This is a genomic window from Streptomyces chlorus (assembly GCF_042655885.1).
GTDB classification, from domain to species: Bacteria; Actinomycetota; Actinomycetes; order Streptomycetales; family Streptomycetaceae; genus Streptomyces; species Streptomyces chlorus.
Map to the genome: position 1 here is coordinate 12,631 of NZ_JBHSOA010000100.1, position 16,259 is coordinate 28,889.

At 71.6% G+C, this 16,259-nt stretch carries 12 protein-coding genes; 10 read left to right on the top strand and 2 right to left on the bottom strand.

Annotated elements, in window-relative coordinates; genetic code table 11:
• Positions 1–67: 67 nt before the first annotated feature.
• From ACFPZI_RS32430 to ACFPZI_RS32440, 3 genes are read left to right on the top strand one after another with little or no spacing between them, the layout of a single operon-like run.
• Positions 68–1,516 (top strand): hypothetical protein, encoded by a 1,449-nt coding sequence (locus ACFPZI_RS32430; protein WP_381370752.1) that lies wholly within the window; start codon positions 68–70, stop codon positions 1,514–1,516.
• Entirely contained in the window at positions 1,516–3,714 is a 2,199-nt protein-coding gene (locus ACFPZI_RS32435; RefSeq protein WP_381370753.1) for a bifunctional polysaccharide deacetylase/glycosyltransferase family 2 protein, read from the top strand. The genes ACFPZI_RS32430 and ACFPZI_RS32435 overlap by 1 nt, the downstream gene beginning before the upstream one ends.
• Positions 3,711–5,048, top strand: coding sequence for an acyltransferase family protein (locus ACFPZI_RS32440; protein ID WP_381370754.1), 1,338 nt, complete (start codon positions 3,711–3,713; stop codon positions 5,046–5,048). The genes ACFPZI_RS32435 and ACFPZI_RS32440 overlap by 4 nt, the downstream gene beginning before the upstream one ends.
• Before the next feature lie 42 nt (positions 5,049–5,090).
• Here ACFPZI_RS32440 and ACFPZI_RS32445 read toward each other — a convergent pair whose 3' ends face one another.
• The gene (locus ACFPZI_RS32445) at positions 5,091–5,288 is read right to left on the bottom strand and encodes a DUF397 domain-containing protein (protein ID WP_381370755.1); all 198 of its coding nucleotides are present in this window, start codon (positions 5,286–5,288) and stop codon (positions 5,091–5,093) included.
• 470 nt (positions 5,289–5,758) lie between these two features.
• On the opposite strand from ACFPZI_RS32445, the gene ACFPZI_RS32450 reads away from it, so the two are divergent.
• From ACFPZI_RS32450 to ACFPZI_RS32480, 7 genes are all read left to right on the top strand, one after another.
• Positions 5,759–6,946 carry a uroporphyrinogen-III synthase gene (locus ACFPZI_RS32450; protein WP_381370756.1) on the top strand — a complete coding sequence of 396 codons (1,188 nt, stop codon included), beginning with the start codon at positions 5,759–5,761 and terminating at the stop codon, positions 6,944–6,946.
• A gap of 313 nt (positions 6,947–7,259) precedes the next feature.
• Entirely contained in the window at positions 7,260–7,856 is a 597-nt protein-coding gene (locus ACFPZI_RS32455; protein ID WP_381370757.1) for a CGNR zinc finger domain-containing protein, read from the top strand.
• Between the two features lie 313 nt (positions 7,857–8,169).
• Positions 8,170–8,766, top strand: coding sequence for a sigma-70 family RNA polymerase sigma factor (locus ACFPZI_RS32460; protein ID WP_079040643.1), 597 nt, complete (start codon positions 8,170–8,172; stop codon positions 8,764–8,766).
• Between the two features lie 65 nt (positions 8,767–8,831).
• Entirely contained in the window at positions 8,832–9,593 is a 762-nt protein-coding gene (locus tag ACFPZI_RS32465; RefSeq protein ID WP_381370758.1) for an anti-sigma factor family protein, read from the top strand.
• A gap of 59 nt (positions 9,594–9,652) precedes the next feature.
• Positions 9,653–12,004, top strand: coding sequence for a HelD family protein (locus ACFPZI_RS32470; RefSeq protein ID WP_381370759.1), 2,352 nt, complete (start codon positions 9,653–9,655; stop codon positions 12,002–12,004).
• A gap of 405 nt (positions 12,005–12,409) precedes the next feature.
• The gene (locus ACFPZI_RS32475) at positions 12,410–13,834 is read left to right on the top strand and encodes an NAD-dependent malic enzyme (RefSeq protein WP_381370760.1); all 1,425 of its coding nucleotides are present in this window, start codon (positions 12,410–12,412) and stop codon (positions 13,832–13,834) included.
• A 447-nt stretch (positions 13,835–14,281) separates the two neighbouring features.
• Positions 14,282–14,563, top strand: coding sequence for an HU family DNA-binding protein (locus ACFPZI_RS32480; RefSeq protein ID WP_042173245.1), 282 nt, complete (start codon positions 14,282–14,284; stop codon positions 14,561–14,563).
• A gap of 245 nt (positions 14,564–14,808) precedes the next feature.
• On the opposite strand, the gene murA is transcribed toward ACFPZI_RS32480, so the two are convergent.
• Entirely contained in the window at positions 14,809–16,155 is a 1,347-nt protein-coding gene (gene murA, locus ACFPZI_RS32485; protein WP_381370761.1) for a UDP-N-acetylglucosamine 1-carboxyvinyltransferase, read from the bottom strand.
• Positions 16,156–16,259 lie beyond the last annotated feature (104 nt).

Genomic DNA, 16,259 nt, shown 5'->3' on the forward strand with positions numbered 1-16,259 from the left:
TTCCGGCGGCGAGTGCTCAGGCCGTACGCGCACCCGGAACAGTCCCGTGGGGGGAAGAAGCGTGCGCGTGGAACAGTGGCGAGAAGACGCCCAACCTGAATGGTCCGAGACCGAGGATGAAGTCGACCTGGTCGAGGACGAACGGCCTGCCTCCGGCAGCTTTGCCGCCGACCACGGAACGTGGTTCTCGCGGGGCGTACCCGGCCGCACCGCCGAGGCGAACGACGTCACCGCGGCGAGGACCGCACCCCGTGCGGTTGGCCCGGACGACCGGGCCGACCTGAATGACCGGGCCGACCTGGATGACCGGGTCGCTCCGGATGACACGAAGGCCACGATGAGCACAACGCCCCCGCCGGGCGGCACGAGCAAGGTGCCGGCACCGGGCGGCACGAGCAGGATGCCCGCACAGCGTGGGCCGGAGAAGGCGGACAGGGCGGAGAGGGCCACCCCGACGCCCCCGGTGGCTTCCGAGGGCCCCGAGGACCCCGAGGAGACCAGGGTCCTCCGGATCAAGCCCCGTACCACCCCCACGCCCCCCTCCACCGGCTTCACCGCACGCCTCTCCGCCCAGTCCCCCGGGACTCCCCGGCCGCCCCGCAGCCCCCTGCGCGACCCCTGGCAGGAGGGCGCCGGGACGACCGCGTTCGCCCCCGTCGCGGCCGCGTCCACTCTGCCCGTCCCCGCGCCCACCAAGCCCGTCCCCGCCGCAGGCGCAGCCGCGGACGCCGACACCACCGAGCACACCCACGACCCGCACGAGGTGACGGTCCAGCTCGACGCCGTGCAGTTCGGCGACGGCGTGCTGCGCGCAACGCCGGGCAAGCACCGCGTCGGTGGCCCCGACGTCGCCGACGGACCCGTGTTCGTCGATGAGTCCGGCCGCCGCAGCCGCCTCTACCGCCGGATCGGCCTGGCCGTCGGCCTGGCCTGCGCCGGGTACGCCATCGTGATCGTCGCCACGCTGCTGTCCGGCAACTCCAACGCCCCCTGGGTCCCCGTACCGGGCCAGGAGGAGGAGCAGCCCGCCGGGAAGGTCGAGACCTCGCCGCAGCCCGCCGAGCCGGACGCGTCGCCCGGCTCCGGTACCGACCTGACCCCGGGCGCCGAGCCGACCGCCGGTGAGGTCGACACCCTTCCCTCGCCCGGCGCCAGCCTCCCCGTGGGCGGCGTGACCGTCCCCGAGGCCGAGTCCGGCGAGACCACCGGCCCGTCGTCGACGCCGACCCGGGCCACCCCCGGGCCGGGCACCGGCGTCGGCGGCCCCACGACGACCGCCCCGGCCGACCCCCCGGCCACCTCGGAGCCCGCCGCCCCGACGACCCCGTCCGGCGGCACCGGCACCGTTCCGACCACGCCGCCCGCCGGGGAAGACCCCGGTGGCGAGGAACCCGCCGGCGTCGACAACGTCGCGCAGGCGCCCGCCGAACCGCCGGCCGTGGCCGCCGAAAACCCCGTCGCACAGCCGGACCCGTCCACCGCCCCCGCCGTACCGTTCCCGGAGCACGTTCTCTGATGGCATCCCACTCCCGCCGCCCCGGGCCCGCGACCAGAGCCCGAGGCGGCTCCCGGCGTCGCCGTCTGCCCTTGCGTCTGCTGCTTCCGCTGCTCGTCCTCGTCGCCCTGGCGGCGATGCTCATGCTGCGCGGCTACACGCACAACGAGATCCTCGCCGACCACCGCGTCCAGGCACCCGCCCCCACCGACAAGGTGCCGGAGAAGATTCTCGGGGGCGGCCCGGTCATCGACGCCCGTGGCGGCCGCACCGAGAGCCTGAGCGTGCCCGACCGCCGGATGGTCCTCACCTTCGACGACGGCCCGGACCCGGTCTGGACCCCGCGCGTGCTGGACGTGCTGAAGAAGCACGACGCGCACGCCGTCTTCTTCGTCACCGGCACCATGGCCTCCCGCCACCCGGACCTCGTCCAGCGCATGGTCGACGAGGGCCACGAACTCGGCCTGCACACCTTCAACCACCCCGACCTCTCCCTCCAGTCCAAGAAGCGCATCGACTGGGAGCTGTCGCAGAACCAGCTGGCGATCACCGGCGCGGCCGGGGTGCGCACCTCGCTCTTCCGCCCGCCGTACTCCTCCTTCTCCGCCGCCATGGACAACAAGTCCTGGCCGGTCACCGAGTACATCGGCAGCCTCGGTTACATCACCGTCGTCAACAACACCGACAGCGAGGACTGGAAGCGGCCCGGCGTCGACGAGATCATCCGCCGTGCCACGCCGAAGAACGGCGAGGGCGCCATCGTCCTGATGCACGACTCCGGCGGTGACCGCAGCCAGACCGTCGCGGCGCTGGACAGGATCCTGCCCGACCTGAAGAAGGACGGCTACGAGTTCGACAACCTCACCGAGGCCCTGGACGCGCCCAGCGCGATGAGCCCGGTGACCGGACCCGAGCTCTGGAAGGGCAAGGCGTGGGTCTTCCTGGTCCAGGCCTCGGAGAAGATCACCAGCGGCCTGGCGGTGGGCCTGGCGATCATCGGCACCCTGGTCATCGCCCGCTTCGTGCTGATGCTCCTCCTCTCCGGCGTCCACGCCCGCCGGGTCCGCCGACGGGGCTTCGGCTGGGGTCCACCCATCACCGAACCGGTGACCGTGCTGGTGCCCGCCTACAACGAGGCCAAGTGCATCGAGAACACCGTCCGTTCCCTGATGGACAGCGACCACCCGGTCGAGGTCCTGGTCATCGACGACGGTTCCAGTGACGGCACGGCCCGCATCGTCGAGGCCATGGGCCTGCCCAATGTCCGGGTGATCCGCCAGCTCAACGCGGGGAAACCGGCCGCGCTCAACCGGGGCCTGGCCAACGCCCGGTACGACATCGTCGTGATGATGGACGGCGACACGGTCTTCGAGCCGTCCACCGTCCGCGAACTCGTCCAGCCCTTCGGCGACCCGAAGGTGGGAGCCGTGGCGGGCAACGCGAAGGTCGGCAACAAGGACAGCCTCATCGGCGCCTGGCAGCACATCGAGTACGTGATGGGCTTCAACCTGGACCGCCGCATGTACGACATCCTCGGCTGCATGCCGACCATCCCGGGTGCCGTCGGCGCCTTCCGCCGCTCGGCACTGGTCCCGCTCGGCGGCATGAGCGACGACACGCTCGCCGAGGACACCGACGTCACCATGGCGCTGCACCGCGCCGGCTGGCGCGTGGTCTACGCCGAGAACGCCCGCGCCTGGACCGAGGCCCCGGAGACCGTCCAGCAGCTGTGGTCCCAGCGCTACCGCTGGTCGTACGGCACCATGCAGGCCATCTGGAAGCACCGCCGCTCCGTGATCGAGAAGGGACCCTCGGGCCGCTTCGGCCGCGTGGGCCTGCCCTTCGTCTCCCTGTTCATGATCGTGGCCCCGCTGCTGGCCCCCCTGATCGACGTCTTCCTGCTCTACGGCATCGTCTTCGGCCCGACCCAGAAGACGATCATGGCGTGGCTGGGCGTCCTCGCCATCCAGGCGGTCTGCGCGGCCTTCGCCTTCCGCCTCGACCGCGAACGCATGACCCATCTCATCTCACTGCCGCTGCAGCAGATCCTCTACCGCCAGCTCATGTACGTCGTGCTGCTCCAGTCCTGGATCACCGCGCTCACCGGCGGCCGCCTGCGCTGGCAGAAACTGCGGCGCACCGGCGTCGTCGAGGCGCCCGGCGGCTCCGTGCCCAGCCGGCGTGAGCAGAGCAGCGATGATCGGAGGCCGGTGGCATGACCCACGGATACACGACCGGTACGGGCCCGGGCCCGGAGCCGGCCGGCCCGTACGGAACCGCGCACACGGGGGACGCGAACGGGACCCCGGGGATGCCGTCCGCCGTCCCGCGGCAGCGCACGACCGAGCCCGCCCCCCTACCGGACCCCGCCCCGGCCGCCGCCCCCGGGAAACCGGGCCGTGACCGGTACCTCGACCTGCTGCGCTCCATCGCCCTGGTCCGCGTCGTGGTCTACCACCTGTTCGGCTGGGCCTGGATGACGGTGTTGTTCCCGTCGATGGGCGTGATGTTCGCGCTGGCCGGTTCGCTGATGGCGCGTTCGCTGAAGCGTCCGGCGGCGAGCGTGATCCGCAGCCGGGTCCGCCGTCTCCTGCCGCCCATGTGGGCGTTCGGCGTGGTCGTGCTGGCGCTGATGTTCGCGCAGGGCTGGAACCCTGCGAAGGACCCGGACCAGGGTGACACCTGGGGCCTGGTCGGGCTGTTCAACTACATCGTCCCGATCGGGGCCCCGCCCTACCCCTGGCAGCTCGGCTCCGCGTCGGGCCTGCTGGACGAGACCTGGGCGGTGCAGGCCGCGGGCCCGCTGTGGTACCTGCGCGCCTACCTGTGGTTCGTGATCGCGTCGCCGCTGCTGCTGTGGGCGTTCCGCCGGGCCCCCTGGCCGACCCTGCTCGCCCCGCTGGGCCTGACGGCGATCGTCGGCACGGGCCTGGTGACGATCCCTGGCGAAACCGGCAACGCGGTCACCGACTTCGCGGTCTACGGCAGTTGCTGGGTGCTGGGCTTCGCCCACAACGACGGCATGCTGAAGCAGATCCCGCGGTACGTCTCGGTCTCCTGCGCGTCGCTGGTGATGGCCTTCGGCCTGTGGTGGGCGTCGAACCACCTGGGCCCCGACGGCTGGGACCTCAACGACATTCCGCTGGCCCAGGCCGCCTGGTCGTTCGGCTTCGTCGTGATCCTGCTCCAGTACTCCCCGTCCTGGCGGGAACTCCCGGGACGCCTGGCGCAGTGGGACAAGCTGGTGACCCTCTCCAACAACCGGGCGGTCACCATCTACCTGTGGCACAACATGCTGATCATGGCGACGGTCCCGATCGTCGACCTGCTGTACCGGCTCCCGTTCATGCAGAGCGAGCGTGCGATGGGCGCCCTCGACAGCACGTACACGCTCTGGATGTTCGCCCTGATCTGGCCTCTCATCGGCCTGATGGTGCTCGCGGTCGGCTGGGTCGAGGACCTCGCGGCGAAGCGGAGCCCACGCCTGTGGCCGAACGGCGCGAAGCGCTCCGCCGACAAGGGGGCTGGACGCCGCGCCGCCCACCGGGGCTGACGTCGGGGGCGGTCCCACGGCCACCGGAAAAGCACCGGAGGCTCAAGCGCCGGACTTCGATTCCCCGATCCTGTCGGCGTACGTGATGAAGGCGGCCCATGCGGCAGGGGAGAGGCCGAGCCGTGGTCCGGCTATGTCCTTCGAGTCGCGTACGAGGATGGTGGTCGGGGCGGTGGCTATCTCGACGCAGTTCGAGCTGTCCCCGCTGTAAGTGGACTTCTGCCAACGGATGGTCTGCACGGCGTTCCTTCTCAGGCTTCTCGGATGAGGTTGTGGATGAAGTCGCGTGACTCGGCAGGGCCGAGCGCGCAGGACGTCATGTGGTCCAGTACGGCGCGGTACTTGGTCAACTGTGCCTCCGCGTCCAGAAATCCGCAGCCCCCGTGGTGGGTGTCCAGTTGGACGGTGGCGGATGGGCGCTCGGTGACGGCGCGCTGGGGCGGAGCGCGGGGAAGCTGCTGTGGTTCGAGGTGGGCGGGCGGCGGAGCGCCGGGTGACGGCCGGGGCCGGTCAAGGGCTCCGGCCGCGCTACCGCGTCGGCGCCCTCCCGTGGAAAACTGCCCGTGTTGCGGAAGCGAACAAGGCGGCCGAGGGGCGGGTGCGGACGAGCCGTGCCTCAGGCAGCACGCCGAACGCAGCACCCACCGAACGCAGCACCCACCGAATGCAGCACACCGACTCGAGCGCGGGACGAGAGCGGGACGAGAACCATGCATGACGAACAGCAGAAACCCGACCGGTCCACGGAGCCGCCTCCGGAGCAGAGCCCCGGCCACGGGCCGCTCGCGGGCTTCACCGTGGGCGTGACCGCCGCGCGCCGGGCCGACGAGCTGGGCGCGCTGATCCAGCGGCGCGGCGGTGCCGTCCTGCACGCCCCCGCGCTGCGGATCGTGCGGCTCGCCGACGACAGCGAGCTGTTGGCCGCCACCAAGGAGATCATCGGACAGGCCCCGGACATCGCGGTCGCCACGACGGCGATCGGCTTCCGCGGCTGGGTCGAGGCCGCCGACGGCTGGGGGCTCGGCGACGATCTGCTGGCGCGGCTGCGCGGGGCGCGGATCCTGGCCCGCGGACCGAAGGTCAAGGGTGCGATCCGGGCCGCCGGGCTGACGGAGGAGTGGTCGCCGTCGTCGGAGTCGATGGCCGAGGTCCTCGACCGGCTCCTGGAGGAGGGCGTCGACGGGCTGCGGATCGCCCTCCAGCTGCACGGCGAACCGCTGCCCGGGTTCGTGGAGTCGCTGCGGGCCGCGGGAGCGGACGTGGTGGGGGTGCCCGTCTACCGGTGGATGCCGCCGGAGGACATCGCCCCCGTCGACCGGCTGCTGGACGCCGTCGTCGCCCGGACCCTGGACGCGGTCACCTTCACCAGCGCGCCCGCCGCCGCGTCCCTGCTGTCCCGCGCCGGTGAGCGCGGCCTGCTCGACGACGTCCTCGCCGCCCTCGGACACGACGTCCTGCCCGCCTGCGTCGGCCCGGTCACCGCGCTGCCGTTGCAGGCCCGGGGCATCGACACCGTCCAGCCGGAGCGCTTCCGGCTCGGCCCCCTCGTCCAGCTGCTCTGCCGGGAACTGCCCGGCCGGGCCCGCTCGCTGCCGGTCGCCGGGCACCGGGTGGAGATCCGCGGGCACGCCGTCGTGGTGGACGGCGAGCTGCGCCCCGTACCGCCCGCGGGCATGTCGCTGCTGCGGGCGCTGGCCCGCCGCCCCGGCCGGGTCGTCGCCCGCGCGGACCTGCTGCGCGCGCTGCCGGGCACCGGCCGCGACGAACACGCGGTGGAGACCGCGATGGCACGCCTGCGCGCCGCCCTCGGCGCGACCGGGCTGATCCAGACGGTCGTCAAACGCGGCTACCGCCTCGCCCTGGACCCGCAGGCGGACGCGGAGTACGGGGACGCCTGAACGGACCGGCCGGCGCGGCGCGCGAGGCCGGGTGGGGCATACCGGGGCGGGGCTCGGATCGGGACGTGGAGCGGCCTCGGCCGGGACCCGCATCGGGCCCTGGGACGAAGGCTCTGTGCTGGGGTCAGGGCCGTCCCGGGACGCGGGCAGCACGGGGACGAGGTCCGTTCCGGGACCGGGGTGGGTGCCCAAGGGGTTCCGGGTGGAGGAGCGGGCAGGCACTGTAGAGGGAGCGGATTCCCGGAACAGATTCCTCACTCGCATCGCACCGGCCCCCACGCGACCGGGGTGAACCCTAGGCGGTGACAGGCACATGGCACTGGGTACGGTCACGGCGCCCCACGAGCTGCGGTTCGACACCGGGCGGATCTGTCTGGATCTCCTCGCGACCACGCATCCCGAGGAACGGCTCGGCTCCGTCGACGTGCTGAGCGCCTGGATCACCGGCTCCGGACTCGTCCCGGCCGGCACCCCGCTGACCCACGCCGACAGCGCCTGGCCGGCCGCCTTCCGTGAACTGCGCGGCCACCTCGCCCGTCTGGTGCACGGCCGGCCGGCGCCCGGCAGCGCCGCGTACGACCTCGCGCTCGCCCGCGTCAACGAGATCGCCCACGCCGCGCCCCCGGCGCCGCGCGCGGTCCCCGGGGACGACGGGACGCTGGTGCGGCGGCTGGAGGCGCCGCCCGGCCGCGCCGCGCTGCTCGCGGCGATCGCCCGGGACGCCGTGGACCTGCTCACCGACCCGCTCGCGCGCGCGTGCCTGCGGCAGTGCGAGGGCGACAACTGCCCGATCGTGTACCTGGACACCTCACGGGGCCGCCGCAGGCGCTGGTGCTCCAGCGAGGTCTGCGGAAACCGCGAACGCGTGGCACGCCACCGCCGCAGGGCCGCCGCCCTCACCCGCACCTGACCCGGCCTCACCTCGCAGGCGCCCTCAACTCGACTGTCCCGTATGCGGCTTAGGTTCCTCTCCTGCCGTTTCCTGCCTCCCGGGCCGTGAAGTGACTTCGCTAACACCCCGTTTGCCCACCGCGCGGCACGGGCAGCCCGGCCTCTCAATCTGTCTGTGGTGGAAATGTGAAGAAGAGGCGGGGGGAATGTGCTCCCATGTCCCGGTCTTCACCTCGTCCCCCAGAAAACCGGCGCCTCACGTTGAACACCCGGCGCACCGCGTCCGTACCGGTTGTCGAGCGACCGACGGGGGGATCCCCGGGACACCGGAGGTGGGCGTGCGCAAGGATGCGGCCGTGGCCAATGAACGTGGAGCGAGGGCCCGACATCGCATGTCTTCGTCCTCGTCGTACTCGTCGAACGAACCTGACGAGGAGTTGATGCGTGCGCTGTATCGAGAGCACGCCGGACCTTTGCTCGCCTACGTCCTGCGGCTGGTCGCCGGAGACCGGCAGCGAGCCGAGGACGTCGTGCAGGAGACGCTCATCCGTGCCTGGAAGAACGCCGGTCAGCTCAATCGGGCGACCGGATCGGTACGCCCCTGGCTGGTGACGGTCGCCCGGCGCATCGTCATCGACGGCCACCGCAGCCGGCAGGCCCGGCCGCAGGAGGTCGATCCGTCGCCGCTGGAGGTCATCCCCGCGGAGGACGAGATCGACAAGGCGCTGTGGCTGATGACGCTGTCGGACGCACTCGACGACCTGACCCCTGCCCACCGGGAGGTCCTCGTCGAGACGTATTTCAAGGGACGTACCGTGAACGAGGCGGCCGAGACCCTCGGGATACCCAGCGGCACGGTGCGCTCCAGGGTGTTCTACGCCCTGCGTTCGATGAAGCTGGCACTGGAGGAGCGGGGGGTGACGGCGTGATGAGCGTGTACGGGGGATTCGGAACGGGCGGTACGGGTATGTCTGGTGCCATGCAGGGATCACCGGTGCCGAACGAGCACGAGACCGTCGGTGCCTACGCCCTCGGCATCCTCGACGATGCCGAGGCCACCACGTTCGAGTCGCACCTCGCCGGCTGCGAGTGGTGCGCCCAGCAGCTCGACGAACTCGCCGGTATGGAACCGATGCTGGCCGCCCTCGCGGACCTGCCCGGCACCGGCACACCGTCGCTCGGCGAGTCGCTGTCGGCCAAGCCGGCGCCGCGCGTGGTGGAGAAGCTGGTCGACGAGGTCGCCGAGCGCCGCGCCAGGAAGCGCCGCCGCAACTTCTACATGGTCGCCGCCGCGGGCGCCCTGATCGTCAGCGGCCCCTTCGTCGCCGTCGCGGCGAACGGCGGGGGCGACAGCGACAGCGGGGGCAGCGGCACCAACCGCACCCTCTCCGCCGACCCGGCGAAGGACGTCTTCGACCAGATCCCCGACAAGCTCACGGCCACCGACCCGGTCACCAAGGTCTCCGTGACCGTGGCGTTCCAGGAGAAGGAGTGGGGCGTCGGACTGGCCGCGCAGATCTCCAACGTCAAGGGTTTCGAGAAGTGCGCGCTGATCGTCGTCGGCAAGAACGGCGAGCGGGAGACCGCGACCTCCTGGACCGTCCCGGAACCGGGCTACGGCCTGCCGGACGCCAAGACGGACAAGGCCAAGAAGCCGCTCCACGTGCAGGGCGGCGCCTCGATGGACACCAGCGAGATCGACAGCTTCGAGATCGTGACCTTCGACGGCGAGAAGCTCGTCGAAATCGACGCGTAGCCTGACGGGCCCCCTTCGCGTACGGTTGACGGCTGCCCAGTACGTCAGAAGGGGGCCCGGTGGCCGCTCAGGCTCAGCAGGAAACCGCGGTCGATCCGGTTCACGATTCCGTTCGCGACCGGGAGATCAGCGGCGAACAGGAACACCTCGACCAGGTGTACCGACGGCTCGAGGAAAAAATCCACGAGGCCGAGTTCCTCATGCACGACGCCGCCCGGCGCGGCCAGGTCGGCACGCCCGGCGCGCTCGCCGAACGGGACGCCCAGGTCTTCCGGGCCGGCGTCCACCTCAACCGGCTGAACAACGAGTTCGAGGACTTCCTCTTCGGCCGGATCGATCTGCTCCTCGGCAAGGACGGCAAGAAGGGGTCCGACGGCGCCTACACCGCCGTCGAGCCCGCCGAGGGCGCCGTCCGCCCCGACCACACCGCCGACATCGCCGAGACGCTGCACATCGGCCGTATCGGCGTCCTCGACGAGAACTACACCCCGCTGGTCATCGACTGGCGGGCGCCCGCCGCCGCCCCGTTCTACCGGTCCACCCCGGTCGACCCGGGCCGGGTGGTGCGCCGGCGCGTCATCCGCTCCAAGGGCCGCAGGGTCCTCGGCGTCGAGGACGACCTGATGCGCCCCGAGCTGACGGCCTCCCTGGACGGCCGCGAGCTGCCCGTCATCGGCGACGGCGCGCTGATGGCCGCGCTCGGCCAGGCCCGGACGCACAGCATGCGGGACATCGTCGCCTCCATCCAGGCCGAGCAGGACCTGGTGATCCGCGCCCCCGCCGCCTCCGTGACCTACGTCGAGGGCGGCCCCGGCACCGGCAAGACCGCCGTCGCCCTGCACCGCGCGGCCTACCTGCTCTACCAGGACCGGCGCCGGTACGCGGGCGGCATCCTGATCGTCTCGCCCACCCCGCTCCTGGTCGCCTACACCGAGGGCGTCCTGCCCTCCCTCGGCGAGGAGGGCCAGGTCGCCATCCGCGCCATCGGCTCCCTGGTCGACGGCGCGGAGGCCACCCTGTACGACGCCCCGGCGGTGGCCCGCGCCAAGGGCTCGTACCGCATGCTCAGGGTGATCCGGAAGGCCGCGCGCGGCGCCCTGGAGAGCGCCGGCACGCCGACCCGGCTGCGCGTCGTCGCCTTCGGTCGGCGGCTCGAACTGGACGCCGACGAGCTGTCGACCGTCCGCCACACCGCCCTCGGCGGCACCGCCCCGGTGAACCTGCTGCGCCCCCGCGCCCGCAAGCTGCTCCTGGACGCCCTGTGGGAGCGCTCCGGCGCGGGCGGCCGGCACACCGACCCGGAGCTGGCCGCCGAGCTGCGTTCCTCCTTCGACGACGATGTCTCCACCGAGGACGACTTCCTCGCCTTCTTCGACGCCTGGTGGCCCGAGCTGACCCCGGCCGCCGTACTGGACGCCATGGCCGACGAGCGGCGCCTCGGCCGCTGGGCCCGGCACGTCCTCAACCCGGGCGAGGTCCGCAAGGTCGCCCGCTCGCTGCGGCGGCACGGCCGATCGGTGCACGACATCGCGCTGCTCGACGAACTCCAGGCCGTTCTCGGCGCCCCCGCCCGACCCCGGCGCAGGCGTGAACTCGACCCGCTGGACCAGCTCACCGGGCTGGAGGAACTGATGCCGGTGCGCGAGGAGTCGCAGCGCGAGCGGGCCGAACGCCTCGCCCAGGAACGCACCGAGTACGCCCATGTCATCGTCGACGAGGCCCAGGACCTCACCCCCATGCAGTGGCGCATGATCGGCCGGCGCGGCCGGCACGCCACCTGGACGGTCGTCGGCGACCCCGCCCAGTCGTCCTGGTCCGACCCCGACGAGGCCGCCCAGGCCCGCGACGAGGCCCTCGGCAGCAGGCCCCGCCGCCGCTTCGAGCTCACCGTGAACTACCGCAACCCGGCCGAGATCGCCGACCTCGCCGCCAAGGTGCTCGCGCTCGCCATGCCCGGCTCCGTGTCGCCGAGGGCGGTGCGCTCCACCGGCGTCGAACCGCGCTTCGTGACCACGGGCAGGGGGCAGGGCCAGGTACCGGTGCCGGTGCCGGTGCAGGCGAACGGTGCGGGGGCGTCGCTCGCCGAGACCGTGCGCGCGGAGACGGCCCGGCTGCTGGAGCGGGTGGACGGCACGGTCGGTGTGGTCGTCGCCATGCAGCGCCGCGAGGAGGCGCGGCGCTGGCTGGACGGGCTCGGCGACCGGGCGGTGGCCCTCGGCAGCCTGGAGGCGAAGGGCCTGGAGTACGACGCGACGATCGTGGTCTCCCCGGCCGAGATCGCCGACGAGTCCCCGGCCGGCCTGCGCGTCCTGTATGTCGCCCTGACCCGTGCCACCCAGCAGCTCACCGTCGTCTCGGCCGAACGCGACGAGCCGGACCCGTCCGGCGTCCCGGACCTGTTGCGGGACTGATCCGCCGATCAATCGGGGTCAATCGGCACATGACCCGGCCGCGGGAATGGTCCTACGGCATCCGTTTGTTAGCCTGGCAAGTGACACCGGCCCGATCCAAGCCCCCGGGCCCAACCTTCGTCGCTACGAGCGACCACTTGCCGCGAGGCGAGCATGGCGGGTCGGTGTCACTGAACGACCGAGAGGCCCATGTCACTTCCGGGTGGCGTGGGCCTCTCGTGTTGACTTACGGACAACCCTCGACTTCTCGTATGGTGGAACAGTCTTTCCGGAAGTTTTCGCAGTTACCCGCTTCCGCCGTGACCAAAACGTTCGCAATCGGATGCGGCTACCACGTACTCGGCGGTAGGTGCGACGATCGGACAGCACAAAGCAGCTACACGGTGAAAGCAGAGGAAGTCGGCCATGGCAACGGCGCCCAGCGTCTCCTACTCGATGACCATCCGGCTGGAGGTGCCGGCGAGCGGAACCTCCGTCTCTCAGCTCACCACCGCCGTGGAGTCCTCCGGCGGTACGGTCACCGGCCTCGACGTCACCGCGTCCGGCCACGAGAAGCTCCGTATCGACGTCACCATCGCGGCCACCTCCACCGGGCACGCCGACGAGATCGTGGAGAAGCTCCGCGGTATCGAGGGTGTCAACCTGGGCAAGGTCTCGGACCGTACGTTCCTGATGCACCTCGGCGGCAAGATCGAGATGGCGTCCAAGCACCCCATCCGCAACCGTGACGACCTCTCCATGATCTACACGCCGGGTGTGGCCCGCGTCTGCATGGCCATCGCCGAGAACCCCGAGGACGCCCGCCGCCTCACCATCAAGCGCAACTCCGTTGCGGTCGTGACGGACGGTTCCGCCGTGCTGGGCCTGGGGAACATCGGCCCGAAGGCGGCCCTGCCCGTGATGGAGGGCAAGGCGGCCCTGTTCAAGCGGTTCGCCGGCATCGACGCCTGGCCGCTCTGTCTCGACACGCAGGACACCGACGCGATCGTCGAGGTCGTCAAGGCGATCGCCCCGGGCTTCGCCGGCATCAACCTGGAGGACATCTCCGCGCCGCGCTGCTTCGAGATCGAGGCCCGGCTGCGCGAGGCCCTGGACATCCCCGTCTTCCACGACGACCAGCACGGCACCGCGATCGTCGTCCTCGCGGCCCTGACCAACGCGCTGCGGGTCACCGGCAAGGCGATCGAGAACGTCCGGGTCGTCATGTCCGGCGCCGGCGCGGCCGGCACGGCCATCCTCAAGCTGCTCATCGCGGCCGGTGTGAAGAACGCCGTCGTGGCCGACATCCACGGTGTGGTGCACGCGGGCCGCGCGGATCTGGTGGACGCCCCCGCCGACTCCCCGCTGTGCTGGATCGGCGACCACACCAACCCGGAGAACCTGACCGGCACGCTGAAGGAGGCCGTGCGCGGCGCGGACGTCTTCATCGGTGTCTCCGCCCCGAACGTCCTCGACGGCGACGACATCGCCGCGATGGCCGACGACGCGATCGTCTTCGCGCTCGCGAACCCCGACCCCGAGGTGGACCCGGGCGTCGCCCGCCAGACTGCGGCCGTGGTGGCCACCGGCCGCTCCGACTTCCCGAACCAGATCAACAACGTGCTGGTGTTCCCGGGCGTGTTCCGCGGCCTGCTGGACGCCCAGTCCCGTGCCGTCAACACCCAGATGATGCTCGCCGCCGCGCAGGCCCTGGCCGACGTGGTCACCGAGGACGAGCTGAACCCGAACTACATCATCCCGAGCGTGTTCAACGACAAGGTCGCGGGCGCGGTCGCCGGCGCCGTACGGGAAGCCGCGAAGAGCACGCAGACCCCGGACACGGCCGTCTAGCGAGAGGCCCCAGGGCCGCCGCGGCTGTGACCATCACCACGGTAGGCGTGCGCTCGGCGCGTCGTGGAACCCGTGACATACGGCCGCCCTTTAGGGTGGCGGCCGTGACTCGGACCCCCGGTATCCGCGGTCCGCTGCCGGCAGCGGACGCAGCGTCACCGTCGGTCGGGCCGTGGGAGTCCCCCCAGGTGACTCCCACGGGTGACTCCATGGGTGGTATGGCCGCTCCTGCGGGTGCCGGATTGGCGTTACCGCCGCAGGTAGAGGCAGGATGCTCCACCGGGACCACGTTCAGGGGGCAGCACCTCCAGGGGCGTGCGGGCCCGAGTAAGTACCCGGGTCCGGGGGACTCACCGAGGACCCTGGCAGCATCGGCTTGGTCGTGCCCCAAGCGCGGCCCCGCCGCGTGGCACGCCTCAACGGCAAGAAGAACACGGGAGTAACAACATGAACCGCAGTGAGCTGGTGGCCGCGCTGGCCGACCGCGCCGAGGTGACCCGCAAGGACGCCGACGCCGTGCTGGCCGCGTTCGCCGACATCGTCGGCGACATCGTCTCCAAGGGGGACGAGAAGGTCACCATCCCCGGTTTCCTGACCTTCGAGCGCACCCACCGTGCCGCTCGCACCGCGCGCAACCCGCAGACCGGTGAGCCGATCCAGATCCCGGCCGGCTACAGCGTGAAGGTCTCCGCGGGCTCGAAGCTCAAGGAAGCCGCAAAGGGCAAGTAATCCTGCCGTTCGTACGTCCCGGGACGGCGTACGACGCATAGTGACGCCAAAGGGGCGGCCACCCGATCGGGTGGCCGCCCCTTTGGCAAGGCTGTTTCCGGTCAGCCCAGGGCCTTGCCGGGAAGCTCGACCTTCGCCCCCAGCTCCACCAGCTTGTCCATGCTGTGTCTGCCCGGGGGACGACCCCCGGACCCCCGGCCGGGCGGGTGCTGCCGGTGCCGGGGTCGTCAGGTCCCGTCCGTCCGTCAGCCCAGGGCCTTGCCGGGAAGCTCGACCTTCGCCCCCAGCTCCACCAGCTTGTCCATGAAGTTCTCGTAGCCGCGGTTGATCAGGCCGATGCCGTGGACGCGGGACGTGCCCTGGGCGGCGAGGGCGGCGATCAGGTAGGAGAAGCCGCCACGCAGGTCGGGGATGACCAGGTCGGCGCCCTGGAGCCGGGTCGGGCCCGAGACGACCGCCGAGTGGAGGAAGTTGCGCTGGCCGAAGCGGCAGTGGGAGCCGCCCAGGCACTCGCGGTAGAGCTGGATGTGCGCACCCATCTGGTTGAGCGCCGAGGTGAAGCCGAGCCGGGACTCGTAGACCGTCTCATGGACGATCGACAGCCCCGTCGCCTGGGTCAGGGCGACCACCAGCGGCTGCTGCCAGTCGGTCTGGAAGCCCGGGTGGACGTCCGTCTCCAGCGCGATCGACTTGAGCTGGCCGCCCGGGTGCCAGAACCGGATGCCCTTGTCGTCGATCTCGAAGGCGCCGCCCACCTTCCGGTAGGTGTTCAGGAACGTCATCATCGAGCGCTGCTGGGCGCCGCGGACGTAGATGTTGCCCTCGGTGGCCAGCGCCGCGGACGCCCAGGAGGCGGCCTCCAGGCGGTCGGGAAGGGCGCGGTGGTTGTAGCCGCCGAGCGTGTCCACACCGGTGATGCGGATGGTCCGGTCGGTGTCCATCGCGATGATCGCGCCCATTTTCTGCAGGACGCAGATCAGGTCCTCGATCTCCGGCTCCACCGCCGCGTTGGACAGCTCGGTGACGCCCTCCGCGAGGACCGCCGTCAGCAGTACCTGCTCCGTCGTGCCGACGGACGGGTACGGCAGCTTGATCTTCGTACCGCGCAGCCGCTGCGGGGCCTCCAGGTACTGGCCGTCCGCACGCTTCTCGATCGTCGCGCCGAACTGGCGCAGCACGTCGAAGTGGAAGTCGATCGGCCGGCCGCCGATGTCGCAGCCGCCCAGACCCGGGATGAACGCGTGCCCGAGCCGGTGCAGCAGCGGGCCGCAGAACAGGATCGGGATGCGGGACGAACCCGCGTGGGCATCGATGTCGGCGACGTTGGCGCTCTCCACCCGCGTGGGGTCGAGCACCAGTTCACCGGGCTCGTCGCCGGGACGGACCGTCACCCCGTGCAGCTGCAGCAGCCCTCGTACGACCCGCACGTCACGGATGTCCGGAACGTTGCCCAGCCGGCTCGGCTCACTGCCCAGCAAGGCGGCGACCATGGCCTTCGGCACGAGGTTCTTCGCACCGCGGACACGGATCTCCCCCTCCAGAGGGGTTCCGCCGTGGACAAGCAGGACGTCTTCAGCGCCGTTGACGGTCATGAATCTCGCGTTCCGTGGAGGGGGCAGGGGCCAGAAGGGCAAGGGTAGTCGCCCCCCACGCCCGTTCCGTCAGCCCGTGCACGGCTCGGTCCCGTCCCCGCGTC